22 protein-coding genes are annotated in these 26,717 nt (G+C 64.7%); 11 read left to right on the plus strand and 11 right to left on the minus strand.

Features of this window, described 5'->3' with window-relative positions:
* Positions 1-2: 2 nt before the first annotated feature.
* Positions 3-1,853, plus strand: coding sequence for an ATP-binding protein (locus VI234_RS10045; RefSeq protein WP_336329896.1), 1,851 nt, complete (start codon positions 3-5; stop codon positions 1,851-1,853).
* A gap of 69 nt (positions 1,854-1,922) precedes the next feature.
* On the plus strand, positions 1,923-2,354 hold the full coding sequence (locus VI234_RS10050; RefSeq protein WP_008310740.1) for a universal stress protein: 432 nt from the start codon (positions 1,923-1,925) through the stop codon (positions 2,352-2,354).
* Positions 2,355-2,356: 2 nt separating this feature from the next.
* Here the strand turns inward: VI234_RS10050 and VI234_RS10055 are convergent, their stop codons facing one another.
* Entirely contained in the window at positions 2,357-2,800 is a 444-nt protein-coding gene (locus VI234_RS10055) for a universal stress protein (protein WP_336329897.1), read from the minus strand.
* A 157-nt stretch (positions 2,801-2,957) separates the two neighbouring features.
* Here VI234_RS10055 and VI234_RS10060 point away from each other — a divergent pair, with 157 nt between their 5' ends.
* Entirely contained in the window at positions 2,958-3,671 is a 714-nt protein-coding gene (locus VI234_RS10060; protein WP_008310742.1) for a DUF4013 domain-containing protein, read from the plus strand.
* Here VI234_RS10060 and VI234_RS10065 read toward each other — a convergent pair.
* The gene (locus VI234_RS10065) at positions 3,668-4,792 is read right to left on the minus strand and encodes a KaiC domain-containing protein (RefSeq protein WP_336329898.1); all 1,125 of its coding nucleotides are present in this window, start codon (positions 4,790-4,792) and stop codon (positions 3,668-3,670) included. The two genes, VI234_RS10060 and VI234_RS10065, sit on opposite strands and share 4 nt — an antisense overlap.
* A 108-nt stretch (positions 4,793-4,900) precedes the next feature.
* On the opposite strand from VI234_RS10065, the gene VI234_RS10070 reads away from it, so the two are divergent.
* Positions 4,901-5,752 carry an NAD(+)/NADH kinase gene (locus VI234_RS10070; RefSeq protein WP_336329899.1) on the plus strand — a complete coding sequence of 284 codons (852 nt, stop codon included), beginning with the start codon at positions 4,901-4,903 and terminating at the stop codon, positions 5,750-5,752.
* Here the strand turns inward: VI234_RS10070 and VI234_RS10075 are convergent.
* Together VI234_RS10075 and VI234_RS10080 are read right to left on the minus strand one after the other, a co-directional pair.
* On the minus strand, positions 5,749-6,036 hold the full coding sequence (locus VI234_RS10075) for a hypothetical protein (protein ID WP_008310747.1): 288 nt from the start codon (positions 6,034-6,036) through the stop codon (positions 5,749-5,751). The genes VI234_RS10070 and VI234_RS10075 overlap by 4 nt on opposite strands.
* Positions 6,037-6,112: 76 nt before the next feature.
* A complete protein-coding gene (locus VI234_RS10080) occupies positions 6,113-6,721 on the minus strand; it encodes a hypothetical protein (RefSeq protein ID WP_336329900.1) in 609 nt (202 codons plus the stop codon).
* 124 nt (positions 6,722-6,845) lie between these two features.
* On the opposite strand from VI234_RS10080, the gene VI234_RS10085 reads away from it, so the two are divergent.
* On the plus strand, positions 6,846-7,388 hold the full coding sequence (locus tag VI234_RS10085) for a response regulator (protein WP_336329926.1): 543 nt from the start codon (positions 6,846-6,848) through the stop codon (positions 7,386-7,388).
* On the opposite strand, the gene VI234_RS10090 is transcribed toward VI234_RS10085, so the two are convergent.
* Complete coding sequence (locus VI234_RS10090; protein ID WP_336329901.1) at positions 7,385-8,005, minus strand: TetR/AcrR family transcriptional regulator; 621 nt, start codon at positions 8,003-8,005, stop codon at positions 7,385-7,387. The two genes, VI234_RS10085 and VI234_RS10090, sit on opposite strands and share 4 nt — an antisense overlap.
* 204 nt (positions 8,006-8,209) lie before the next feature.
* On the opposite strand from VI234_RS10090, the gene VI234_RS10095 reads away from it, so the two are divergent.
* The 3 genes from VI234_RS10095 (at position 8,210) to VI234_RS10105 (ending at position 14,158) form a co-directional block, all read left to right on the plus strand.
* Complete coding sequence (locus tag VI234_RS10095; protein WP_049942961.1) at positions 8,210-10,135, plus strand: COG1361 S-layer family protein; 1,926 nt, start codon at positions 8,210-8,212, stop codon at positions 10,133-10,135.
* Positions 10,136-10,138: 3 nt separating this feature from the next.
* Positions 10,139-12,655 carry an efflux RND transporter permease subunit gene (locus VI234_RS10100; protein WP_008310755.1) on the plus strand — a complete coding sequence of 839 codons (2,517 nt, stop codon included), beginning with the start codon at positions 10,139-10,141 and terminating at the stop codon, positions 12,653-12,655.
* Between the two features lie 93 nt (positions 12,656-12,748).
* Positions 12,749-14,158 (plus strand): dihydrolipoyl dehydrogenase family protein, encoded by a 1,410-nt coding sequence (locus VI234_RS10105; protein WP_336329902.1) that lies wholly within the window; start codon positions 12,749-12,751, stop codon positions 14,156-14,158.
* On the opposite strand, the gene VI234_RS10110 is transcribed toward VI234_RS10105, so the two are convergent.
* The 3 genes from VI234_RS10110 to VI234_RS10120 all read right to left on the minus strand — a co-directional run bounded on the left by VI234_RS10110 (position 14,146) and on the right by VI234_RS10120 (position 18,049).
* Positions 14,146-16,128, minus strand: a complete 1,983-nt coding sequence (locus VI234_RS10110; RefSeq protein WP_336329903.1) for a hybrid sensor histidine kinase/response regulator — start codon at positions 16,126-16,128, stop codon at positions 14,146-14,148. The genes VI234_RS10105 and VI234_RS10110 overlap by 13 nt on opposite strands.
* A gap of 87 nt (positions 16,129-16,215) precedes the next feature.
* The gene (locus VI234_RS10115; RefSeq protein ID WP_336329904.1) at positions 16,216-16,944 is read right to left on the minus strand and encodes a 5-formyltetrahydrofolate cyclo-ligase; all 729 of its coding nucleotides are present in this window, start codon (positions 16,942-16,944) and stop codon (positions 16,216-16,218) included.
* Between the two features lie 4 nt (positions 16,945-16,948).
* Positions 16,949-18,049, minus strand: coding sequence for a PGF-CTERM-anchored ABC transporter substrate-binding protein (locus tag VI234_RS10120; protein WP_336329905.1), 1,101 nt, complete (start codon positions 18,047-18,049; stop codon positions 16,949-16,951).
* 58 nt (positions 18,050-18,107) lie between these two features.
* On the opposite strand from VI234_RS10120, the gene btuC reads away from it, so the two are divergent.
* From btuC to VI234_RS10135, 3 genes are read left to right on the plus strand one after another with little or no spacing between them, the layout of a single operon-like run.
* A complete protein-coding gene (gene btuC / locus VI234_RS10125; RefSeq protein ID WP_008310771.1) occupies positions 18,108-19,178 on the plus strand; it encodes a vitamin B12 ABC transporter permease BtuC in 1,071 nt (356 codons plus the stop codon).
* Positions 19,175-20,446, plus strand: a complete 1,272-nt coding sequence (locus tag VI234_RS10130) for an ATP-binding cassette domain-containing protein (RefSeq protein ID WP_336329906.1) — start codon at positions 19,175-19,177, stop codon at positions 20,444-20,446. The genes btuC and VI234_RS10130 overlap by 4 nt, the downstream gene beginning before the upstream one ends.
* A gap of 40 nt (positions 20,447-20,486) precedes the next feature.
* Entirely contained in the window at positions 20,487-22,937 is a 2,451-nt protein-coding gene (locus tag VI234_RS10135) for a DEAD/DEAH box helicase (RefSeq protein ID WP_336329907.1), read from the plus strand.
* Between the two features lie 26 nt (positions 22,938-22,963).
* On the opposite strand, the gene VI234_RS10140 is transcribed toward VI234_RS10135, so the two are convergent.
* The 3 genes from VI234_RS10140 to VI234_RS10150 form a co-directional block, all read right to left on the minus strand.
* Entirely contained in the window at positions 22,964-24,151 is a 1,188-nt protein-coding gene (locus VI234_RS10140) for a sensor histidine kinase (protein WP_336329908.1), read from the minus strand.
* A 134-nt stretch (positions 24,152-24,285) separates the two neighbouring features.
* Positions 24,286-25,386, minus strand: coding sequence for an AI-2E family transporter (locus VI234_RS10145; protein ID WP_336329909.1), 1,101 nt, complete (start codon positions 25,384-25,386; stop codon positions 24,286-24,288).
* Positions 25,387-25,474: 88 nt separating this feature from the next.
* Positions 25,475-26,350, minus strand: a complete 876-nt coding sequence (locus VI234_RS10150; protein WP_336329910.1) for a mechanosensitive ion channel family protein — start codon at positions 26,348-26,350, stop codon at positions 25,475-25,477.
* Between the last annotated feature and the right edge of the window lie 367 nt (positions 26,351-26,717).

The following is a 26,717-nucleotide window of genomic DNA, read 5'->3' on the forward strand; positions in this document are numbered from 1 at the left end:
GTATGTCCGACCTCGGGGATTTCACTGATTTCGACGGCGACGACGCGGCGGCCGACGACGAGGCCGCCGATTCTGCCGAGACGGCCGACGACGGCGACCAGACTGTCGACGCGTCGGGGGGCACGGACCCGACAGCACAATCGACAGACGACGACTTCGAAGATATGGACGTGACACCGGCCGGAACAGACACCGGTCTCGGTGTCCTCTCGGCGGCGAACGGCCTCCGGATCAGCGAGGAAGCCGACGAAACAGTCCTGCGCGCGTACGTCACCGCGCGGAACCGCTCGCGGCTGCGCATCGGGGCGTACCTGCTCGTTCCGTACCCTGACGGAGAGCGACTGTTCTGTCGTATCAAGGCGCTGGAATACGCCCAGGAGTTCCACGCTGACGACGCGACAGAGATCCACGCCCGGCGGGCGATGCGCGAGCGGGGCATCGACGAGCGGGATTTCAAATTCATCGCCGAGCTTGAGCCGGTTGCAGTGCTGTACAGCGACGGTGGCGAACTCAAGCGGCGGATGACCGACCGGGTGCCCAAACCCGAAACCGTCGTCCGGGAGGCCACCGACAAATCCGAGATCAAAACCGGCCTGAAGATTCCCGAGGACGGCGTCTTCCTGGGTCATCTCGCCGTCGGCGGTGAGAAGGTCCGGACGGCCGCCGAGCCGCCGACCATCGACTACCGGCTGAAAGACGACTACGACGCCGGCGACCCGCTCGTGTTCCGGCACACCCTTGTCGCGGGTGGGACCGGGTCCGGGAAGACTCACAGTTCGAAGAACGTCCTGCGGCAGTATCTCGGCCGGACCTACGAGATGGGCGACGGCCGCACGCCAGAACTCGCCGTCGTCCAGTTCGACCCCCAGGACGAGTACGCGCAGATGCACGACGACAACCCCGCGATGACCGACGAGTTCGAGCGCCGCTGTGAGCGGGAGGGCGTCGCCTACGGCGGGCACGACGACACCATCGCCTTCGTTCCGAAGGTGGCCGGGGCCGACTACAACGCCAGCCACCACCGCGCCGAGCAGGTGGAGTTCACCATCCCGTTCTCGCTCGTCCACGACAACCCCTGGCTCATCGCCGGCTCCAGCCTGAACGACAACCAGTACGGCGCGCTGGTGAACACGCTGCTCCCGCGGTTCGAGCGAGAATACGGCGAAAGCGGCACGTACAGTGACTTCCGGACCTTCCTCGGGGACCCCGCGCTCAAGGAGGAACTGGACGAGGCGGGCGACGTCCACGAGGCCACGTTCGACGCCGTCAAGCGCCGCGTTCAGGGCTTCGGCGCTGTCTTCGACCAGGACGCTCGCCCCATCACCGATCAGATATCGCAGTTCGTCCGCGACGGCGGGCTGACGGTCATCCCGACGTACCACATCACGGACTCCCGGACGGCATCGACCATTGTGCTGGCCGTCTCCAGCCTGCTCATCGACCAGAAGCTCTCGAACGACCCGGACTACGACCGCATCAAGGAGACGCCGCTCGTGCTGGGGATGGACGAGGCCCACAACTTCCTCACCGACGCCGACAGCGTCCAGGCCGGCAAGGTCATCGGGAAGTTCACCGAAGCCGCAAAACAGGGTCGGAAGGAGCGCCTCGGCCTGTATCTCATCACGCAGGACCCCCAGGACATCGCCGACCCGGTGTTCAAGCAGATCAACACGACGATGGTACTCAATCTCGGCGACGAGGACGCCATCTCGGCGGTGAACATCCCCAGCAACCTCGAATCGAAGGTCCCCTACATGGAGAAGGGCCAGCGGGTCGTCTACTCGCCGGATAACTCCGAGCCAGTCGAACTAATTGGTCTGTCGACGTGTGTGACCCGTCACGGGCGAGACTGACAGACCGAAGACCCGCTCACCGATTGCAGCGGGCCGAAGATTCAAACCGACCCCAGCGGAATGGGACGTATGGCAAAACGAATCCTCGTTCCGGTCGACAGTTCCGACCAGGCAACGGAAGCGTGTGAGTTCGCAGCCGAGGAGTATCCGGACGCGACGGTCGTTCTCCTGCACGTCATCAACCCCGCAGAGGCCGGCTACAGCGCGGAGGCCTCGATTCCCTCCTTCTCCGAGGAGTGGTACGAGAAACAGAAGGCCACAGCGGAGGACCTGCTCGACGACCTTGAAGCGGAAGTGACCGAGGCCGGTATCGAGTCCGTCGAACGCGTCATCGAGGTCGGGCGACCGACGAAGGTAATCGTGGAGTACGCGGACGAACACGACATCAACCAGATCGTCATGGGAAGCCACGGCCGCTCGGGGATGTCCCGCATCCTGCTTGGCAGCGTCGCCGAAATCGTCGTCAGACGGGCGTCCGTCCCCGTAACCGTCGTCAGATAGCGCTACGGGTGCCGGACGATATGGACGTCGTACCGTGGGTCTTCTGAGACCGGTGAACCGACGCTACAGACCGGTGTCGACACCCGTCCGGCGTTCTCACTGCCGATGAACACGATTGAGGCCCCCTCTTCGTGAGCGACTTCTCTGATGGTCCGGGTGATGTCCGTCGTCGTCGACGCCATCGAACTCACGTCTTCCGGGACCTCGTAGCGGAACGACGCCGTCGGAGCGACCGACTCGGCCTGCTCTCGCATCCGGTCGGCGACAGTCTCAGTATCGAACACCTCGTCCGCGTCGATCCAGCCGCGGTCCCGCGCGTACGCCGCATCGTCCGGGATAACGGACAGCGCAGTGATGTCCTCGTCGCGGTAGTCCGCGAACTCCATCGCCCGCGTTAGCGCGGCTTTCGACAGGGCCGAACCGTCGAAGGGCACGAGTAGTACCATATCCCTCCTGTCGCCCGGTTGTGATTTATTGGTTCCGCAAGCTGGCGCGATTTGAGAGGAATCGTGTTGGAATCGACACATCGCAGTCCTGCGGTAAGCCGAGCGAATAACCCGGCAAGGTGTCTGTAACTAATTATGTAGGGAGTGACCAAGAAACATGGAGTCGCTCGAAGATACACTCAGATATCCCATGGAAGACGACGACTGGACCGTGACCGTCCTCATCGGCGGCGTTCTCAGCCTCCTCGCCTTTCTCCTCGTACCCGGTATCCTCGTGTACGGCTATCTCGTTCAGGCAGTCCGCGAACGGGCGGACGGGGCGACAGAGCCGCCGGCGTTCGAGGACTGGGGCGAACTGCTCGTCGACGGTCTCAAGGCCTGGGTCATCGGCATCGTGTACATGCTCGTCCCGCTCGTCGTGTTCGGGGTGACCGTCGGCGGTAGCCTGTTCGCGATGGCGACGGGGACCCGCGCCGGAGCGGGTGCCGGCCTGGCCGGCCTCTTCGGCGGGCTGGCGATCTCGTTCGTCCTGTCGCTGGTGTTCGGCTACGTGGCGACGGCCGCCATCATCCACTTCGCCTGTACCGGCGAGTTCGGTGCTGGGTTCGATTTCGGGACGCTACGGAAGTTAGTCCTGTCCCCGGAGTACGCGACACCGTGGCTGGTCTCGATTGCGCTGTTCATCGCCGTCAACGTCGTGGTGAACTTGCTCAATGTGATACCGTTCCTCGGTTCGCTCCTCGCCGTGATTCTCAGCCCGTTCGCCACCTTCTACGTGCTGGTCGTCGCGACGGACCTCTGGGCCGGCGGCTACAACGCCGCACTCGACGAGCGGGACGAACCGGAGTCGGTCGGGACGGCGACGGCTTAGAAGATGTTGGCCTGCTGGTAGACCGAGATACCGTCGTTCGTTATCTCGTAGGGTTTCGTCTCCCGCGAGTGGTTCGCGTTCCGTATCTTCTGTATCTCGACGGCGAGTCGTGTCTCACCGGTGTCCGACCGGACGTACTGCAGGATGAACACCGCGTCGGTCAGGTATTCGATGATACCGTGTCTGGACGCGAAGGGGTTGCTCTCGCTGGCTTCGGAGACGAGCATCGTCGTCACGCCGGCCTGTTTCAGCGACCGGGTGAAATCGAACACTTCGGTGCGTCTACGGGACTGGTCGTCGTACATCATCTCGAGCAGCGAGACGGAGTCGAGCACCAGCCGGTCGGCGTCGAATTTCTCGATGAGTGCCGGAAGCTCGCCACGAATGTTGTCGAGGCTGTTTGCCATCTCGACCGGGTCGAGGTCGACAATCGCTAGCTGGCCCTGTTCCTCGTACTCCTCGAATCCCCAGCCGCGTTCGCTGGCGGTGTCCAGTATCGCATCGTGAGACTGTTCAAGGGTCAGAAACACCGCGTTCTCGCCGTTCCGCAGGCCGTGGTGGAGGAACTGCAGTCCGAACGTCGTCTTCCCGGTGCCGGCCGAGCCGATGGTGACGATGAGGTGACGCCGTGGAATCCCGCCCTGAATCATCTGGTCGAGCCCCTCGATACCGATGTCGACCCGCGGGATGTCGGACTCGAACTCCTCCTCGAAGTCGCTACCGCTGTCACCGTCACCGCTGCCGGCGGACTCGAACGCGGTGGCGAAGTCGTCGTCGAAGAGCCCGCCGCCGTCGTCGCCGGAGGACCCAGCGTCGGTATCGGGGGCCTCACTTCCACCGCTGTTGAAGGGGTCATCGCCGCCGTCGTCGAACGGGCTGCTGTCACTCTCCTCGTTAAAGGGAGTGCCCCCATCGTCGTCGAAGGGGCTGTCGCCCCCACTGCTATCACTCTCGTCACTGTCTGCCGCAAACGGCCCAGTGTCCGCAGATGTAGGCTCCTCGGCGTCGCTCTCGGGTTGTGTCGCCGAAGTATCGTCGGTATCCGTCTGTTCGCTGTCGCCGTCCTCGTCGTCCAGCGCACTTTCGAACCAGTCGTCGTCGGACCCGTCGTCCCCGCTCATACGCACGACCACCAGCCACACGAACGGCCCATGGAAGTGGATACGCGTCGGGACGGATATAATTGCCGTCGTAGAGGGTTTATATGCGGCCGGCGGGAACGTCCGGCAATGACTGTCGGTATCGTCGCGCAGCGGGACAACGACCGGGCCATGTCGCTTGCGAGTACACTGTGTGACCGACTGCGCGCCACGTCGGCGGCCGTCGTCGTGGACGAAACGACCGCCGGGGCGCTGGGAGACCACGACGCGTGGGAGGCCGCCGTACCAGATTCGGCCCCGGTCGATGAGATGTCCGCCTGTGACCTCGTCGTGAGCATCGGCGGCGACGGGACGTTTCTGTACGCGGCCCGCGGCGCGGGGTCGACGCCGATCCTGGGCGTCAATCTCGGCGAGGTCGGCTTTCTGAACGCTATCGCACCCGAAGAAGCCGTCGAGACAGTCGTCGCGGAGGTCGAACACATCCAGAAGACCGGGAGCGCCAGAACGCGGGCCAAGCCGCGGCTCCAGGCCAGCGGCGACGACTGGGAGCTGTCGCCGGCGCTGAACGAGGTCGTCGTCCAGGGCGAGCGCCGCGGTCACGGCGGCGGGGCGACGCTCGACGTGTACGTCGACGACTCGCTGTACACGTCCGGTCACGCCGACGGCGTGCTGGTGGCGACACCCACCGGCTCGACGGCGTACAACCTCAGCGAACGCGGCCCGCTCGTCCATCCCGACGTGGCCGGCCTCATCATCACCGGGATGGCAGACGAAATGGGGACGCCGCCGCTGGTCGTCGACGTCGACAGCGAAATCGTCGTCGAACTCACGGACGCCGACAGCGGCGTCGTCGTCAGCGACGGACGGGTCAGAGAAGACGTGGTCCCGCCGGAGCGAATTACGGTCTCGCGTGCGAGCGAACCGGTCCGGCTCGCCGGGCCGCCGCTTGACTTCTTCACCGCACTGGACAAGCTAGCCTAACGCCGACCGACGGCGTACAGCACCGGTGCGAGGACGAGCAGCACCAGGCCGAACAGTTTGTACTGGAACGACGACGCGAGGACGCTCGCACTGCTTGGTTCCATCGCCGACGCCGGCGTAATCACGAGCAGTGCGCCCAGCGCAATCGTATGCAGCCCCAGCATCCGGAGCGACCGTTGCGGGAGAATTGCGACGAGCCCACCGACAAAGCCGAGTAGCAGGACATCACCGATGGTGTAGTTCAGCAGGAAACTATCGATGAGTTGCAGCGGTGACGCGAGCATTCCTATCCAGAATTTCGCCGGGATGGAATCTTTAAAGTTCCGTTACGCCGCCGACCCGTGAGCGGCGTTCGGCCGTTCAATCGCCCGCTGTCCCCAGTGGTGTGAGCAGAAGGTAGCCAGTCGACTGGGTGCCGGCCGTCCGCAGTCGGAACTGCCTCGGTTCGTCGAGTGCCGTCGAGAGGGCCACGACATCGAGGTCTACTGTACTGACTGTCTCGGCGTCCACTTCGTCGATACCAGCCACGAGCAGCGCCTCGGAGAGCGCCGTTCCGTCGAGGCGGTCGGACGGCACGTCGAACGTGGTCCCGAACGCCTCGTTGGCTGCACGCACGACTGGGCCGTGCCCCTCGTCGGCGAAGTACAACACCGGGTCCGGATGACCGTCGAAGAGATCGACCGGTTGTGGCTCCGGTGTTCGCTCGACGTCTGCCGACACCGTCATCGTCTCGTCGGTCGCCTCGCCGGGCGAATCAGTCACTAGAAGGTAGGAGACGCCGCCCAGCCCGCCGCCGAGCGCCAGACCGAGACCCACGGTGACCTGTTCCGAGAGCCCCAGCGAGAACACCGACTGCACCACCAGCGCCACGGTGGCGAGCACGACCGCTCCTGCCCCTATCCAACCGACCACGGCCGCGAGGCTCCCGAGGCGATGTCGACCGCCTGTGCCCGCCGACGACTTGCTCATCGGTACACACTCAATGGGCCATCGGTTAACGCTTTTCGAGAGGCGGCTGCTGATAAAACATATACAGTTGCCAGCCCTAGAACGGTGTAATACCGTGTCAAGAACTACAGGCGGCCCGCCGCGGGTGCTCGTCGTCGACGACGAGCACGACGTCGCCGACACGCAGGCTCTGAAACTCGGCGAGCGCTACGAGACGACTGTCGCGTACAGTGGGCAGGCGGCGCTCGACGCTGCCGGCCCGGAGTTCGACGCCGTGTTGCTCGACCGGCGCATGCCCGATGTCCACGGTGACGACGTGCTGTCGCAGTTGCGCGAGCGGGGGTACGACGGCATCATCATCATGCTGACCGCAGTCGACGCCGACCTGAACATTCTGGAGATGCCCTTCGACGACTACCTCCAGAAGCCGGTCGACCAGTCGACGCTTCTGTCGGCGCTCGACCAGCACCTCGACAGGCCCGACGAGGACGACAGGCTCGACGAGTACTTCCGGATCTCCTCGAAGCTCTCCGTGCTGGAACGCGAGAGATCCCCATCACAACTGGAGTCGAGCGACGAGTACACCAGGCTGAAAGAACGGGCAAAAGAACTGGAGTGGGTGCTGCACGCCGAAAACGACGATTTCGAGGAGCTGAAGGAGACGTACCAGTCGATAAGCCGAAGCTAGGTATCGAGGACCAGCGTCTCTTCGATGTACTCGTCGATAGTGTCCCGAACCTCGGCGACAGGGTTGTCGTTACGAGTTGCGCTCTGAAGAATCACGCCGTCGAGTATCGTGATCATGAACCGCGACACCGTCTCGGGGTCGACGTCGGCGAAGACCCCCTGTTCGATGCCGTCCTCGATGATCTGTACGAGTTGCCGGGCGAACAGTTCGTCCGTCTCAGTGAACTTCTCGCGGAAGTCCGGGTTCTGAACCGCCTGGGCGCGCATCTCGACGTACGACCCGAGGACGGCGTTCTTGTCCGGCGTTTCGACGCAGTCCGGGAAATCGTCGAGAACGAGGCTGACAAACGTCTTGATGTCCTGTTCGGGGTCGCCGGTGGATTCGACCTGAAAGATGCGGTTAAATTCCGTGAGGATGAACTCCTGGAACGACAGCAGGAGGTCCTCCTTGCCGTCGAAGTGGTGATAAAACGTCGATTTGCTGAGGTCGGCCTCGTCCGCGATTCGCTGTATCGAAAGTCCGGCGTACCCGTATTCCCGGAGGGCACGGAACGTGGCCCGCATTATCGCCTCGTGCGAGTCCGCTGGCTCCCCGGCGAACGGAATTCCATCAGTCATCCCGACCGAATATTCGTTCGGGCAGTAAATATCTTCCCACTGTTACGGAACCACAACGTTGATAGACGACCGAACGTTCGTTCGATGTACACGGTTCGGGCGGGAGTCTGCACAGACGTATGTGGGTACATATCCCGATCTCCCAAGCATGACGTCCGCTCCAGACAGAAACAACGGCAAGGAATGTCCGAAGTGTCCCTACGCATGAAACCACGAACATTACTGACGCTGGCAGTTGTCGCATTGCTCATGGCATCCGGAACGGCGATCGCCGCCGTAACCGGGAGCCCCGACTTCGACGCAACGTTCGTCGATAATACCGTCACGCCCGGTGAGGAGACGACACTCGACGTCGTCCTCGTCAACAGCGGAACGATCGACTCCGGGTCCTCGACCCAGGGAGTCCAGAGCAGCGAGGTGACGACCGCCCGCGGGACCACAGTCAAAGTCAACGACGGTGACGCCCCGATTACGGTGACAACGAGCAAACAGGCTGTGGGTTCCGTCCCGGAAGGGAAGACCCAACCCATTTCCTTCGACATCAGCGTCGCTGACGACGCAAGTCCCGGGAGCTACACTGTTCCTGTCATCGTCGAATACGAGTACACGAGCTACATTTCGGAAAACGACGGTGCACGGGACGAAGAGACCGCGACCAAACGGATCGAACTCGAACTCGACATCGACGACGATGCAGCTTTTGACGTGGTAAGCGTCGACTCCGGCGCACGCGTCGACTCGACCGGCACGGTCGCAGTCACCGTCGAGAACACCGGCGATGAACCGGCCCGAGAAGCCTCGGTGACGCTGAAATCGACGAACTCTGAACTCACAGTCGGTGGCGACGCCAGCAGCTCCCGGTTTATCGACACCTGGGAGGCCGGTGAACAGCGTACCCTCCGGTACCGCGTCGGTGCGAGCGGTGATACGAGAGCCGAACCGTATCAGTTCGACCTTCAGGTCGACTTCGACGACACGGACGGGGTGCGAAAGAGCACGACCGCCTCCTCGCTCGGTATTACGCCCGACCCCGAGCAAACGTTCACCGTCGAAAGTACCGATAGCGCCGTCGCTGTCAGCGATTCCGGGACCTACAACGTGACCCTGCGCAACGACGGTCCTGTCACTGTCTCGGACGCGACAGTGTCGCTTACCACGCAGAACAGCGCGATTACGTTCGGACAGTCCGAGTCCACGTCGCAGTTCGTCGGCTCCTGGGAGCCCGGCGAAACGCGAACGGTGAGCGTCGACGCAAGCGCCAGCGACGACGCCAAGACACAGAGCTACGCCCTGTCGGCGTCAGTGAGCTACGACGACCCCGAAGGCGATGCCGGCGTCGCTGACGACATCTCGCTCGGACTCACGCCCGAACCCGAACAGTCCTTCGCCATGGGCGACGTGGAGTCGACCCTCCAGGCGGGCGATGACGGAACCATCGAAGCGTCCCTAACGAACACCGGCGACCGAACAGTCCGCAACGTCGTCCTGAACTGGGCGAGCACCCACGACAACATCTCGCCGAAGGAGACCCAGTACGCGGTCGGCGACCTCGAACCGGGCGAGTCCACGACCGTCTCGTTCGACGCCGACGTGTCGGACAACGCGAACTCCGGCCCGCGGCAGTTCGACTTCGTCGCCAACTACCGCAACAGCGAGGGCGACCAGCGCGAGAGCGACACGCTCGAAATCCGGCAGAGCGTCGACGGCAGCGCTGACGAGTTCATCGTCGAGACGACGAACGCGTCCGTCGACGTTGGCGGGTCCAGCACGCTCGAAGTGACCATCACCAACGACGCCGGCGAGCGACTGACCGATATCGAGGCGAAGCTGTTCGCCGAGTCCCCCATCTCCGTGTCGGACGATCAGGCGTACGTCGACAGCCTCGACCAGGGCGAGTCGACGACCATCGAGTTCGGTATCAGCGCAAGCGGTTCCGCGATGACGAAAAGCTACCCCGTCTCGGTGGACTTCCAGTACGAGGAGCCGGACGGAGATACGCCGATGTCCGACACCTACCGCCTCCCGATCTCCGTGACCAACTCCGGCGGTGGCAGTTCGCCGCTGACGGCGATTATCGGCGTCGCACTCGTGGCCGCCCTGGCCATCGGCGGCTACTTCAGGTTCCGCTAACGCATGGACTACCAGCGCTACATCGATTGGGCGGACGACCGCATCGTCCACGATTCACGGAAGGTGGTGCTCCTCTTCCTGGTCGTGACGGTGGTCTTCAGCGCCGGCCTCGGGAGCGTCTCGACCAACTCCGGGACGTCGCAGTTTACGACCGGACTTCCCGCCGAGGAGGCACTACAGGAGGTCAACGACAAGTTCTCGCCGCCCTTCTCTCCGGATACAGGGAGCACACAGCTCATCCAGCAGGAGAACAACGTGCTCTCGAAGCCGGCGCTGCTCCGGATGCTCAGGTCACAGCATCGGCTGGAACAGCACGGACAGCTCCGTGTCACGTCGACCTCAAGCGCCGCCAGCATTGTCGCCCAGCAGGTAGATCCAGAGGCGACCACGACCGAGCAACAGGTCTATGCTGTCGAGTCTGCGACACCGGGTGAGATCGATGCCGCCGTCAGGCGCGCGGCCGAGCAGAACCCACGGTTCGAATCGCTGCTGAGCAAGGACTTCAACCGTAAAGCCGCCTCGGCGTCGGCGACAATCGGCGTCGTCACACACGAGGTCCCGGCCGGAATCTCTTCTGGGTCAGGACAGGGCGGGTCAAGTCCGCTGACGAGCATTCAGAAACAGGCCGGGTTCACTGTCGCCAGCGCTGACCACGGTGGCATCACCCTGTTCGGCAGCGGTATCGTCGCAGACGAGTTCTCGAACGTCGTCGGCGACTCGCTCATCCTGACCGTGCCCGCGGCAGTGCTGTTCATCCTGTTCTTCCTGACGATTGCCTACCGCGACCTCGCGGACATGGCGCTTGGCCTACTCGCGCTGTTTATGGCCGTCGTCTGGACGTTCGGCTTCATGGGGCTTGCCGGCATCCCCTTCTCGCAGATGCTCATCGCCGTGCCGCCGCTGTTGCTGGCGGTCGGTATCGACTTCGGGATTCACGCCGTCAATCGGTATCGCGAGGAGCGTGAGACCGGGGCGTCGATACAGGACTCGATGCGAATCACGACCGACCAGTTGCTTGTCGCCTTCTTCATCGTGACCGGGACGACGGTCATCGGGTTCGCCGCGAACCTCACCAGCGCGCTACCGCCGATTCAGGACTTCGGCTACGTGGCCTCCGTCGGTATCACCTTCACCTTCCTCATCTTTGGGGTGTTCCTACCCGCCGCGAAGGTGGAGCTTGACCGACTCCGCCAGCGCTACCCAATCCCGACGTTCAGCGAGACGCCGCTGGGTGCAGAGGATTCCGCACTCGGTGACGTGTTGCGCGGCGGCGTCGTCATCTCGAACCGCGCCCCGGTCATCTTCCTCGTCATCGTCCTCGTGTCCACGGTCGGCGCCAGCTACTACGCCACCGGCGTCTCGACGTCGTTCAGCCAGGAGGACTTCCTGCCGCCCGAGGAGAACCCGGACTTCGTCGAGGCCCTGCCGGAACCGTTCGCCCCGAGCGAGTACACCGTAACGGAGGTGACGAACTTCCTCGACGACCGGTTCGACACGACACAGTCCAGTGAGGCGACGGTGTACGTAGAGGGGCCGATGCGGAACGACGCGGCGCTCGAACAGATGTATCGGGCGGGTAACGACCCGCCGGACTCGTTCATCCGAGAGGACGGACGCGCTGATTCGACGTCTATCGTGACGGTCATCCAGGACCAGGCCGAGCGCGACCCCGAGTTCCGCCGGATGGTCGAGCGCAACGACCGGAACGACAACGGCGTCCCGGACGATAACCTCGAAGAGATCTACGAGTATCTGCTCGACTCGCCGGCCCGCAGTACGGCGCTAAATTACATTACCGAGGACTATCGGAGCGCACGCGTCGTCTACACGGTCGAATCGGACGCGACCGACGCAGAGGTGACCACCGATACGAGAGACGTTGCCGACGACTTCCGGTACGAGGCGACGGCGACCGGCTCGGTCGTCGTGTTCCAGGCCGTCTCGGACCTGATTCTGGAGTCGGCCATCCAGTCACTGGCGATTGCGCTTATCGGCGCGTCGGTGTTCCTCATCCTCATCTACAATATGTTGGAAGGGCGGCCGTCGCTCGGCCTCGTGAACATCATCCCCGTCGTCGTCACGGTGGCGTGGCTCGGCGGGACGATGCGGCTACTCAATATCCCGTTCAACGCGCTCACAGCGACGATGTTGGCGATAACTATCGGTCTGGGTGTCGACTACTCGGTCCACGTCACCCACCGGTTCGCCGACGAGTTCGAGGAAAACGACCTCGAAACGGCGCTGGACCGGACCGTCCGCGGGACCGGCGGCGCGCTGTTCGGGAGTATGCTCACCACGACCTTCGGAATCGGCGTGCTCGGGCTGGCTGTGTTCCCGGCAATCGGTCAGTTCGGTATCCTGACAGCGTTGTCAATCGCGTACGCCTTCCTCGCGTCCCTCCTGGTGATCCCCTCTGCGCTCGTCGTCTGGGACCGGGTATTCAACGCCGACTGGTCGGTTCGTGGCATACTCGGGCTCGGGCGGTCGCGTCCACCGGCATCCGTCGACGGCGACGACTGATCCGCGGCCCCGAGGCACGACTCCACTGCCGGTCGTGTTCGGGCGAAACACGCCATTGAAGCCTTTATTTGCGGGCATCGCCCTAGCACTGGTATGACTCACGTCGTTATCATCGGCGCGTATGGCAGTGCCGGGGCCGCAGTCGCCGGCGACCTCGTCGAGGAGGAGGACATCGAGCTCACACTCATCGACAACGGCGAGCCCGGCGGTGGCCTCTGTATCCTTCGTGGCTGTATGCCGTCCAAAGAAGTGCTCTCCGCGGGAGCCCATCGCTTCCAGGCGCGCCACGACGAGCGTCTCGTCGGCGACGTGCCGGAGGTTGATCTAGAGGCCGTCGTCGAGCGCAAGGACGACCACGTACTCGGCTGGGCCGGTCACCGGCGGGACTCCATCCACGAGATGGCCGAGCGCGACGACGTGACATTCATCTACGACAGCGCCACGTTCGTCGACGAGCACACGGTTCGGGCCGGCGGCGAGGAGCACGAAGCCGACTACGTCGTCATCGCGACCGGCTCCAGCGTGAACGTTCCGAACACACCCGGCATCGACGAGGTCGACTTCATGACCAGCGACCAGGTACTCGACGCCACGGAGTTCCCCGACTCCGGTATCGTGATGGGCTTCGGATACATCGGGATGGAGATGGTCCCGTATCTGGCGGAGGCCGGTGGCATGGACCTCACCGTCATCGAGCACGACGACCGGCCAATCGACGAGGGCGACCCGGAGTTCGGCGACGAGGCGCTTTCCATCTACGAGGACAACTGGGACGTGACGATCCCGACGAACTGCTACGAGAAGGAACTGGAGGAGACAGACGACGGCGGCGTCCGCCTCACCGTCGAGTACGACGACGGGGGCGAGGAGACGTTCGAGGCCGATCAGCTGTTCCTCTTTACCGGCCGCCGACCAACCATCGAGGGACTGGGGCTTGAGAACACGCCCGTTTCGGTCGAAGGCGACTGGGCGAAAGACACGATGCAGACCCGCGACGCCGACCACATCTACGCCGTCGGCGACGTCAACGGCAAGGAGCCGATTCTCCACGTCGCCAAGGAGCAGGGCTTTACCGCGGCCGAGAACATCGTCCGGCAGGAGGCCGGTGGAAGCCTCGAAGAGTACCGGAACGTCCACCACCACGTTATCTTCTCCGGGCTGGGCGTGTACCCATACGCCCGCGTCGGCCACAACGAGGAGACGGCGAAAGCGGCTGGCTACGACGTCGTCACGGCGACGCGACAGGCCAGCGACGACGGCGTGTTCAAATCGAAGGACGTGCCCGAGGGGCTGGCGAAGCTCGTCGTCGACGCCGACGACGGGACAGTACTCGGCTGGCAGGGGATGCACTACCACGCGGACAGCTTCGCAAAGAAGTTCCAGATCATCGTCGAGCTGGGACTCGACGTGCGCGACCTTCCGGATCGGGCCTACCACCCGACGCTCCCCGAAAACGTCGACGGCCTCATCCGGGACTGCGTCGACCAACTTCACTCGACCTGAATACCGGTCACGTCGAAGCGCGTGCCGCCGTCTTCGCTTTCCGAGACGGTGATCCGAGCACCGTGTGCGTCGACGATTTCGGAGACGATGGCCAGTCCGAACCCGGTCCCGTCCTCGCTCGTAGTGTAGCCGCGTTCGAACACCTCGTCGCGCTCGTCCTCGGGAATACCGGGGCCGTCGTCCGCGACGTAGAACCCCCGCCCGTCCGAGAGCGTCCCGACGCGGACGGTCACGGTGTCGTCGGCCCCCGTCGGACTGCCCCCGTGTTCCACGCTGTCGTCGGACTCCGTCCGACTGCTTGTGGAACCATGTTCCACACTGTTTCGGAAGAGGTTCTCGAACAGTTGCTGGAGGCGTGTCTGGTCGCCCGTGATTCGCGCGTCCGTGTCGACGCGTTCGAGCGTCGCGTCCGAACTCTCGACGGTGTCCCAGGCGGCCGTAATGATATCGTCTAGCGACGCTTCGGTCGCGTCGATGACCTTGTGGCCGCCGCGGGCGAGCGCGAGCACGTCGTCGATGAGTTCGTCCATCCGTTCGAGCGACCGCCGGAGCGCCTCGACGTGCTCCGGGTCCCCGTCGTACGCCTCGTCGACGAGCGTGAGCCGGCCGAACGCGACGTTGAGCGGGTTCCGGAGGTCGTGGCTGACGACGCTGGCGAACTCCTCCAGGCGGTTTCGCTCGCGGGTGAGTTCCTGCTCGCGGCGTTCGCGCTCCTGTTCGTAACTGACCCAGTTCCCCATCAACTCGACGAGCGTGACTTCCCACTCCGAGAACGAGTCGCGTGGCTCGGTGCCGTAGAAGCAGAACGTACCGTATACGGAGCCGTCGACGACAACGGGCGTGCCGAGGTAACAGGAGACGCCCATTTCGGCGTAGCCCGCTCTCTCAGTTAGTTCTGGCCGGTCCTCGGCGATATCAGCGAGCACCAGCGTCTTCTCCTCGACGACGGCCCGCTCGCAGTTCGTCGCGTCCAGCGGGACTGCATCGCCCGCCTCGATGGCCCCCGTCCGGTCGCGCACGATTTCGAAGACGTACATGTCGCCATCGATGCGTGAGAGCGCGGCCGTTTCGGTTCCGAGGACGTTCTGTCCGATTTCGAGCAGGCGCTCGACCTTGTCCTCGAAATCGAGGTCCTTCCGGGAGATGACCCGGTAAATCTCTCTGAGCGTCCGCTCTCTACCCCTGATCTCCTTCTCGTGCTTATGACGCTCAGTGATGTCACGGAAATACACCGAAATCCCGGCCGGCGACGGGTACACAGACACTTCGAACCACGTCTGTAGCGGCTCGAAGTACGCCTCGAAGGATGTTGGTTCCTGCTGGGTCATCGCCTGCCGGTACTGCTTGCTGAACTCTGTTCCTTCCAAGGACGGAAGCACTTTCCAGATGTTGCGCCCCAGTAGGTCCGCAGTGCTAATTTCTGCCCCCATCACACGGCCGATAACGCGTCGGCCGCGTTCGTTGGCGTACGTGAACTCCCAGTTCTCGTCCACGGCGAAGAACGCGTCGGTCATCCGGTCGAGAATGTCCGCTTCCTCCTGATAGCGGGCGACAGCAGCGGTGATTCGCTGTCGGAGCAGTTCCGTCTGCTCCGAAAGCGGCGTTTTCGTCACGTAGTCCGTGACGCCGGCAGAGATAGCGTTGCTGGCCACGCTCTCGTCCCCCTTGTCAGTGAAGAGCAGAAACGGGAGGTCGAAGGACCGCTCCCGGACGGCCCGTAACAGTTCGATTCCGTCTCGGTCCGGCAGTTGGTACTCGCTGACAACACAGTCGTACGACGCGTTCTCGATAGTTCTGATCGCGTCATCCGCCGTCTCACACACTGTCACCGTGAACTCGTCAGTGCTACCAGTCAGCGCCTCCTTGACCGCCGTGATGTCGTCGCAGTCCTCGTCGACGTAGAGGACACGCACTCGACCGGCGGTCCCATCGGCCCCGTGACGGTTCGGCGTAGCCACGGGCGTATCCATATGCGTTCCAAGGCGTGTGGGGCTAAAGTTGTACCGCCGGTAAGCTTCCATTACCAGGGTTCTAACCCAGCTATAGCGGCCACAATCTCAGTCGGGCCGGCGGGTCGAAAGCACTGGAATCTCGTCGATGCGCGCCGGGGTAAGCGCGTCCCAATCGACGCCCGCTGGTGTCGTGTGCGTGGTCGCCGTTTCGACAGTTCGCTCCGGCGTCACGATCCAGTCCATCGGCACGTCGTGGTCGTCGACGGGCACGGCGGTGTCGACGACGCCCTCGGGGCCGCCGACAATCTGGAGTTCGTGAACCGTCGTCACGACCGGCGTTGTCTCGTCGACCAGCCCCAGTTCCCGGAGGACGGCGTATTCGAGGTCGCTGTACCCCTCGCCCTTTCCGATACGCGCGCCGTCCTCGGTGACCGCGACCGAACCCGACACCACGAGGTCGACGCTCCCGACCGCCTCGGGACCGACCTGTCGCGCGTGGTCCGCGACGTTCGAAACCGCCGGTGCCGCCTCGATGTCGTCGAGTTCGTCGGGGTCGAGTTCGTAGAAGCACCGCTCGTCCCGGAGCCGTGGCACGGCCATGTACACCGTCTTGCCGGCCCGCAGCGCCGCCCGTCGCACCGGGAGCTGTGGCGAGTCCGGGTTCGCCTTCACCGTCTCAGCGGCGTCCCAGACCGCCGTCTCGGTCAGGCGCTGTGCGGCCTCGCTTGCGCCCTCGAAGTTCGGAATCCGGTCGTGGGGCGGGAACGGGAACCGGGCGATACCCTGCTCTTCCAGCGCGTCCCAGACCGTTTCGCGGATAGTTTGCTTGTCCATGGCGCTACGGCCTCCGGCGGCGGAACTGCTGTGTGCAGACCAGCGCCAGCAGTGCGACAAGCGCCCCGACGGCGGTGAACCCGGGACCGCTGGCGTCGGTCGTGGACTGGTCAGTACTCGGCGTGTGGTCCGCGGGCGTGGGCTCGCTCGTTTTGGTCTCGGCCGGCGTCACCGCCGATCGGGGAACGTAGCTGTCGGCGTCGTAGCGGTCCGGATAGAGCTGTGCGGTGGCGTTGTGCGCGAACGAGACCACGCTCCGCGGGGCGGGCTGATTGATGTTCCGCACCTGTACGGTGACCGTCGTGTTGGTCTCGCCCGCGGTCGTGCTGGCGTATGGTTCCATCTGCGCGATGGTCGCCGTGTTCTCGGTGATGAAGAGAACATCCGGGTCGAGCTTGAGGATGACCTCGTCGTTGAGCTGTGGGTACTGGGTGTGGTTGCGGGCCGCGACGTTCTCCGCGCCCGCGAGTTCGATAAGCGACGTGACGAAGGTATTGTTCGCCGCCACGTACCCCCCGCCAAGTGGGTACAGCGCCGTCGGTCGGTCTTCGGCGTCCGCGGTGACCTGCCGAACGGCGTCGACGTTCGCGTCCATCCAGGCGTTCGCTTCGCTCGCGCCTTCGCAGTTACCGGTCAGCCGACCGATAGTCGCCGTCTTCGCTCGAATATCCTCAATAGTTGTCGCAGCGGGGAGGTGATACACTGTGAGCCCGGCCTGCCGGAGCGGTGCCACGTCACCGGCGCTGGCGTTCGGCGCGATCACCAGGTCCGGGTTCGTGCCGACGACACGCTCGACGTTGACGCCGAAGCTCGCTGAGACGTTCGTTCGGCTCTCAGCACCGTCGAGATAGCTCGCGTACTGGGTGAGCCCGACCACCTGGGAGCGGCCGTCGATCTCCCACATCGTCTGTGCCGCCGATGGGTTGGTCGTCGTGACTCGCTCCGGGCGCTCCTCGATAGTGACCTCGGTCCCGGTCGCGTCAGTCATCGTTACGGGAAACGAGCAGTCGTCCGCCTGCGTGTCGGCCGTTGCTGCGGCCGGAGCGACACCCGCGAACGAGCCGACGAGCAGGACAAAGACGCATACGAGAGAAAGTCGTCGCATGCCCTATGCGGGTGTCAGGAGCAATAAATACTTATCTACTGCAACTGGGCTTTCATACATGCGTTTCGCGGGTCGGACCGTCGGGTGGTCGGTGGGACTCGTCGCCGTCCTCTGTGCCGTGGTGACGACGAGCGCCGGCATCGGTCCGGTGTGGATTCCGCCCGGAGTCGTCGGGAAAGTGCTGCTCAACGCCGTCGTCGTCCCGACGGGTATCTCGGTCTCCGGCCCCGCCGTCGACGTGACCACGGCCCATGTGTTTTCCTACGCCGTGAGCGACCTCCAGACACAGATCGTGATGCAGGTCCGGCTCCCACGGATACTGCTGGGCGCGGTTGTCGGCTTCTCGCTCGCCGCCGCGGGGACGATCATGCAGGGGATCTTCCGGAACCCGATGGCCGACCCCTCTATTATCGGCGTCTCCTCCGGCGCGGCGGTCGGCGCGGTCGGCTTCATCGTCGCGCCGGTCGTGATCCCGTTCGGACTCGGCCTCCGCGGCGCGGCCTTCGTGGGTGCGCTGGTCGCGGCCTTCGGCGTCTATCTCATCGCGACGCGAAACGGCCGCACGCCGGTCGCGACGCTGTTGCTGGCCGGCGTGGCGATACAGACGTTTCTCGGCGCGGTCGTCTCCTTCCTGTTGCTCCACAGCGGCGAGAGCATCCGCCGGGCGCTGTACTGGCTGATGGGCCATCTCAAGGGCGCGTCGTGGCCCGAAGTGACCAGCAGCGTCGTGCTCGTCGCCATCCCGTTCGTCGTGTTGCTCGCCTACGCACGCGATCTGAACGTCATGCTGCTCGGCGAGGAGGACGCTCAGAGCCTCGGTATCGAGGTCGAACGGACCAAGCGGGTCCTGCTCGCGCTGTCGGCAGTCATCACGGCGGCGGGTGTCGCCGTCGCCGGCATCGTCGGCTTCGTCGGCCTCATCGTCCCCCATGTGATGCGGCTTCTCGTCGGCCCGGACCACCGGATACTCCTCCCGACAGCGGCGCTCGCCGGCGCATCGTTCCTCGTGGCGACGGACACGCTGGCACGCTCGGGCAGCGCCGAGGTCCCGGTCGGCATCGTCACCGCCGTCCTCGGCGCGCCGTTCTTCCTGTATTTGCTCCGGAAGCGGGAGGTACACGAGCTATGAGCGAGCAGCCCGCAGCCTACGACACGAACCCGGGACAGGACCGCACTGGACCGATGCTCGACGTGTCCGACCTCGCGGTGTCCTTCGGCGGTCAGTCGGTCGTCTCGGGTGTCGATTTCAGCGTCGACCGGGGCTCGCTCGTCGGCCTCGTCGGCCCCAACGGCGCGGGCAAGACGACCGTCCTGCGGACGGTGAAAGGGACGCTCGACCCGGACGACGGAACGGTTCGCGTCGACGGCGAACCCATCCGGAGGAAATCCGCGAAGGAAGTGAGCCGCCTCGTCGCGAGCACGCCACAGGGCACTGCGCTGTCGTTCGACTTCAGCGTCAGACAGACCGTGGAGATGGGCCGGACACCGCATCTCGGCCGGTTCGACCGTATGGACGAGGGCGACCGGAACGCCGTCGAAACAGCGATGGAGCGTGCGAGCGTCACCCAGTTCGCCGACCGGCCGTTCACCTCGCTCTCGGGCGGCGAGCGCCAGCGGGTCCTCCTCGCCCGGGCGCTTGCACAGGAAACGCCGGTCCTCCTGCTCGACGAACCGACGGCGAGCCTCGACATCAACCACGCCGTCCGCACGCTCGAACTGGTCCGAGCGCTCGTCGACGACGGGAAGACGGCCGTCGCCGCGATTCACGACCTCAACCTGGCCGCGCGGTACTGCGACGAACTGGTGTTGCTCGCCGGCGGCGGGGTCCGCGCCGCGGGCCGTCCTGCTGACGTGCTCACGAGCGACACGCTCCGTGACGCCTTCGACGCGGAGACGCTGGTGACGACCCAGCCCGGCACCGACGCGCCGCTCGTGACCCCGCTGGCCGACCGGGAATCGGTCGCCCGTCGCGTCCACGTCGTCGGAACCGGCAGGCCGGCGGCCGCCGCCGTCTCGAAACTCGTTGGAGCCGGCTGTCGGGTCAGCGTCGGCGTCGTGCCCGCCGGCGACACAGCTGCCGAGCGGGCCGCGGACCTCGGCTGCGAGGCGGTCACAGTCCCGGCCTTCGCCGGCATCGACGACGCAGCCCGCGAGCGCGCCGCCGACCTCGCCGCTGCCGCCGATGCCGTCGTGATAGCGGGCGAAACCGGTGACGGCAACAGCCGGGTTGTCGAGACTGGCGGTGCCTGTCTCGCCGTCGAGACGGATGAGAGCGCATACACCAGCAACGCTCACGACACCGTACCGATAGCTGCGCTCCCGGCGGCAGTCGCGTCTCTCCCACCCGCGGGGGAACGCGATGTGACACGGTCGCCCGCGCAGTCCACGACTGACTGAAAACAGCAACACCGATACTTCTCGTCCACGTACCCCGCCCGTGGACGACACGATCGCGTGGCTCCGGGACCGTCCGTACTACGAGGGACAGATCGTCGACCAGCGGACGATACCCGGTCAGGACGCGAAAACCGCGGACTGTGAGGTGACTGACCGCCTCGCCAGCGTTCTCGACGACCAGGGCATCACGGACCTCTACGCTCATCAGGTGGACGCAATCGAAGCGGTTCGGTCCGGTGACAACGTCGTCCTCGCGACCGAGACGGCCAGCGGCAAGAGCCTCGCCTACACCGTGCCGGCGTTCGAGCGGGCGCTGGACCGACGGGCCACGACGCTGTATATCGCGCCACAGGTCGCGCTCATCAACGACCAGACCGAGACGCTATCGGAACTGGCCCAGGGGCTCGGCTTCGCCTCCGGGGTCTCCGTCGCCCAGTACACCGGTCGGCAGTCGAAATCCGAGAAGGAGGCCATCCGGGAGCGCCAGCCCACCGTGTTGCTGACGACGCCGGACATGCTCCACTACGGCATCCTCCCCCACGCCCACCGGCTGTGGGACTGGTTCTTCCAGCGCCTCGAAACCGTCGTCATCGACGAGGTGCACGGCTACCGCGGCGTGTTCGGCAGCCACGTCTCGCTGGTGATGCGTCGCCTCCAGCGGGTCGCCGAGCGGTTCGACGCCGGCGGCGATAGCAGCGAAAGCAACGGCAGCAGAGGCGACAGCGCAACAGCGGGCGGCCCGGAGTGGGTCTGCTGCTCGGCGACCATCGGCAATCCGGTCGAACACGCGGCGGCCGTCACCGGCCAGCCCGAGCAGTCGTTCGCGCTGGTCGACGAGGACGCCAGCGCCAGCGGGCCGCGCCACTGGCTGCTGTGGAACCCGCCGGAGTACGAGGGCGACGGCTGGGGGAGCGGCCGCCGGAAGTCGAATCACGTCGAGACGAAACAGCTGTTCGTGGACCTCGTCGAGCGGGGCCTCCAGACGGTCGTCTTCGCCGGGTCGCGCCAGACCGCCGAGCGGTACGCCAGCGACAGCGCGGATGAACTCCGGAGCCGCGGCGAGCACGCCCTTGCCGACAGCGTCGGCGCGTACCAGGCCGCGCTGACCGACGACCGCCGACGCGAACTGGAGCAGGGCCTCCAATCGGGAGACCTGCGGGGCGTCTGGTCGACCAGCGCGCTCGAACTGGGCGTCGACGTGGGCGGCTTAGACGCCGTGTTGCTGGACGGCTACCCGGGAACGCGGATGCGGGCCTTCCAGCAGGCCGGACGGGCCGGTCGCGGCACCGACCCCGCGCTGGTCGCGCTGGTCGGCGGCGAGGACCAACTGGATCAGTACGTCCTGCGCAACCCTGACGCGCTGTTCGAGACGGGGGCCGAGCAGGCCGTGACCAACCCCGAAAACGAGCAACTGCTTCCGGATCACGTCCATGCGGCCGCCTGCGAGAACTGGCTCTCGCCGACCGACGACCGCTACTTCGGCGAGACGTTCCCCGACGTGGTCGCTGACCTCGAATCAGCCGGAAAGCTCGACCGACGCCAGACCGACCAGGGGATGCGCTGGCTCGGCAACGGCAGCCCACACCACGAGATGAACCTGCGGACCGTCGACGACGGCGAAGTGAAACTCGTGGCGAACGGCGACGTGATAGCGAAGCTCTCGGTCGAAGACGCACTGCGGGACGCTCATCCCGGCGCGATCTATCACCACCAGGGCCGGCGCTACGAGGTGACTGACCTCGACCTCGATGCGGGCGTCGCCGAACTCGACCGGACGTGGGCCGACTACTTCACCCGCGTCCTGCACGACAAGACCATCACCGTCGAGGCGGACCTGGCGGAGCGGCGACTGCCGACCCGCGAGGACGTGCCGGTCCGGTTCGCGTCCGTGACGATGCGCAAGCAGATTACCGGCTACGAGCGCCGGGACGGGTCCTCCGGAGAGGTGCTGGGACAGCGTTCGCTCGATTTGCCAGAGACGACGCTGGAGACGAAGGCGCTGTACCATACGGTGCCATCGGACCTGGAAAGCGAGATACGGCAGGGAGCCTACGGGGCAGAAAGAGACCCCGAGAGCGGAAGCGGTGGCAGGGGCGGCGGTCAGCCCGGCGATGCAGCGACCGACGGCGGCAGCGAGCCCGGCGACTTCTCGGGGGCCATCCACGCCGCCGAGCACGCCATGATTTCGATGTTCCCCTTCGAGTACCTCTGTGACCGCGGCGACATCGGCGGGCTATCGACGCCGCGTCATCCCCACACCGGCGAGCCGACCATCTTCATCTACGACGGCTACCCCGGCGGCATCGGCCTGACACGAGCCGGCTACCACGACATCGGGCCGCTGATGGACACCACGCTGTCGATGCTGACTTCGTGTGACTGCGCCGACGGCTGTCCGGCCTGCGTGCAGTCGCCCCACTGCGGGAACGCGAACGACCCGCTCGACAAACACGGCGCGATACATCTACTGGACGGGCTGGTAGCGCAGTAGCGTGACCGTCCGGTGGAAAAACCGCCTCAGGAGCCGTCCGTTGCCGTCAACAGCGTAACCCCGACTACCGTCCCCGTCGGCTCGTTGTCCTCAACCCACACGTCGCCGCCGTACGCGTCGACCAGCGTTCGGACGAGGTAGAGGCCGACCCCGGTACCGTCACTGTCCGGGCGTTTCTCCCCGCGTTGGAACACCGCCTGTTTCTGCTCGTCCGGGATTCCCGGTCCGTCGTCGGCGACAGTGACGTGGACCACGTCACCGTCGTCGATCACGTCGACGACAACCGACGGTGTTGCCGAGTCGTTGTGCTGGACGGCGTTGGTCAGGACGTTCCGAAACACGGAGGACAGGAGTTCGTCGGCTTGTATCCGTATCGACGAGTACTCGTCCGGGACGGTGACCTGTGCGTCGCTGTACGTCGCTGTGATATCCTCGGTCACCGAGGACAGTACTGGTCCAAGCGCCACCGGCTCGGTCTCCCAGTCCGTCTGTCGCATTACCGTCGCGAGATCCCCAGCCGTCTCAAGCAGTTCCGCGGCTGCCTGGCTACTTTCCCGAATCCCGTCGACGTGTTCCAAAGCGTCGCCGCTGCACTGGTCCCGGAGCAGTTCCGCCCGGCCGCTGATGGTCTGTAAGTGGTTCGTGAGGTCGTGGCGGACGATCTGGTTCAGCAGGTCGAGGTTGTCGCGCTGCCGTTTCAGCTCCTGCTCGCGCTCGATCCGTTCGAGGGTCGAGAGCACGTTCTTCCCGAGGATGTCGGCCAACTGCGTCTCCCGCTCGGTCGGTTCGGATCGCTCATCCGTCCCGGCTGTCAAGAGCCCGTACTCCGCGAGTGGGACAGTAATACCGCCGTGGAGTGGCGCGTCGGACGCCGCTTTCTCTTCATCAACGAGGACCCACTGCGTCTCGTCACTCTCGTAGTGGTCCCACAGCCAACTCCCGCGCTCGTGTCGCAGTACCTGTCCCGGATCATCCGGAACCTCGACGTGCTCTCGAAGCGGGTCAGAGATCGCCTCTGCTTTGAGCCCGCTATCAGTTGCCTCCCAGAAGACACTGAACGGGAAGTCGAGAATCGCTGTCGCAGTCTCGACAGCGGTAGTCGCGACTTCGGACTGGTCCTCGGCAGTCATCAGCCGTCGCGTCGCCACGTACAACTCCCCGATCTGGTCGTCCGGAGCCACCTGACAGGAGGGGAAATCGGAGTCCATCCCCATTTTCACCTAGTTAAATTGACCTGAATATAAATGTTCGTCTCGTGTGTGACAGAGACACACCCCGGCGCGGCCGTCGAGACCTGTCCCTCGCAAACCGCCCATTTGCGTTCGATTTCCGGCCCCGGTCACAGCGGCTAGCTGAAGTCTTCTAGTCGTAACTGATCGGGGTGGATACCGTCCGGTTCGCTCGCGCCGAGCAGACGAGGGAGTGCTGTGTTCGCGAACGTCATGCCGACGACGAGCAGTATCGGGGCGAAAAAGAGCCCGTAGAACCCCAGCACGACGGGGCCGAGCGTGTACGCGAGCATCAGGAGTCCGACGTGCGTGCTCTCGCCGCTGAGAAGTGGCCGAAGCAGCAGGTCCGGAATCGTGTCGACGACGACCACCGCGACGAGGAGGAATCCGAGCACGTACGCGAGCAGCGAAGACTGCCCGTCGAGCACCACCGGGAGCGCGGTGAAACCGGTCAACGGGAGGTAGATTATTTTCATCCCAACGACGGGAATCAAGCTCGCGATACCGGTCAGCGCGCCGGCGAGCGTCGGATACGGGACCTCGACAGCCGCCGGCGCTACGACGTTATAGCCGGTGAACGCGGCGATGGCGATGAGCGAAATCGCCAACACGTTCAGGAGATTGCCGAACAGTACCGCTTCCAGTTCCTCGTCGACAGCTTCGAGGTACTCGCGGATGATAGCACCGTCGTCGAACCGGAGCAACCACTCACGAATGCGCCGCCCGTCCACCAGAAGGTAGTACGTGACGATGGTCGTGATGAACAGATTGAGCACGAACTGGGAGGCGACCGAGGTAAGCACCATCGCGTTCTCGCTGAGGAAGTCGACGAACGGCGAGAGCTGTCCCGACTGGTAGGCGCTGTACAGCCCCTCGACGGTGAGGTCCGGCACGGACTCCGCGCCGTCAAGCCAACTGACGTGCGTCGCGGCCACGTCGACGAGCGCGTACTGGGTGACGAACTGCCGGGCTTCGACAATGAGGAGGACGGCCGCATAGCTGACGAGCAATAGGAGCGGAATCGCCAGCGATGCCATGACGATGACCGCACGCACCCGCGCTGGAAGGCGGAGCCTGCGCAGGGAACTGTAGTACCGTCGCGTCGAATAATAGAGGAACACGGAGACGGTCAGCGCCGCGATGAACTGATATGCGAGTACGCCGACCACCACCGCGACAGCGAGGCCGAAGAGGGCAACGACGAAGCGCTTCTCGTCCATATACGTACCAGATTATGAACAGTTATAAATATACGGGCGCTGCGAACCTCGCAGACAACGCGGGGCCGGACACGGTCCCGAGCGGTGGCTACTCGGTTCGCTCGTGCGCCGGCCCGACGCTGTCGTGGACGCCGATGTCGCCGGAGAGTTCGTGCTGGCTCGTGTCGCTGAGATCGATGCCCTCGGCGCGGCAGTCGGTCTGTACCTGCTGGATGAACGCAGCCCTGACTGACGCGAGTCGGTTCCGCCGTTCGTTGGGGATCCAGATCCGGCCTGTCAGGATGACCGCCGTCGACGCGAGGTCGCTGACTCTAGCTGTCGGAGCCGGCTTCTCCGAGACGTGGTCGAGGTCGCGGGCGGCGTTCTCGATGATGGCCTGCGCGGTTTCGATGTCGTCGTCGTAGCCGATACCGAACTGATAGGAAATTCCGATAGGCCCAGTCGAGGTCTGGTTCGTCACCGCACTCGTCGCCAGCGCCGTGTTCGGGACGATGATGCGCTCGTTGTCCAACGTCCGAATCCGGGTTACCCGCAGGTCGATGTCGACCACTGTGCCCTGCATCCCGTTCCAGGCGATAGTGTCGCCGACGTTCAGGTCCGGGTCCGTCACGATGAACGCGCCGGCGACGAAGTTCCCGAGGACGTCCTGTGCCGCCAGCCCCACCGCAAGCGTGATGCCCGCCGCCAGCAGGGTCGACCCCGCGAGTGCACCCCGGAAGCCCGCGACGCTAGCGCCGATGACCACCGCGAGGATGACCGAGATTAGGTGGACGGCGCTGGTCAGCGCACTGGCGACTGTCTTGTTAGTCTCGGTTCGTGACAGCAGCCATCGGACTGCTGGCACGACGACTAGCCGGCCGATAGCGTAGAGGAGCGCCGCGACGGCGAGGAACTGCGCCCCGTCTGTCGCGAGTTGTCCGTACGCCGAGACGATGTCGGTATCCAGGCCCACCGGGAACTGCATACCGTCTGTCGTAGCCCAACGGACATGAAATCAGGGTGTCACGTCGGTGCTGGTGGGGACCACGGCTCCGCCTGCTGTTCGGAAGTCCGGGGACCTTGACCGTAGGGGAGGGGCCCTGCTCACGGTTCCTGTCGTCACCGTTCGCATAAAACGAGGCCTCTCACTCCGTTCGAGCCCTCGCTGCTCACGGTCCCTGTCGTCACCGTTCACATAAAACGAGGCCTCTCACTCCGTTCGAGCCCTCGCTGCTCACGGTCCCTGTCGTCACCGTTCACATAAAACGAGGCCTCTCACTCCGTTCGAGCCCTCGCTGCTCACCCGACGCGCTCGTTCAAAATCAACCTCACTCGGCGAATTCCGATTCACC

This window comes from Haloarcula sp. CGMCC 1.2071, from assembly GCF_037078445.1.
Taxonomy (GTDB): domain Archaea; phylum Halobacteriota; class Halobacteria; order Halobacteriales; family Haloarculaceae; genus Haloarcula; species Haloarcula amylolytica.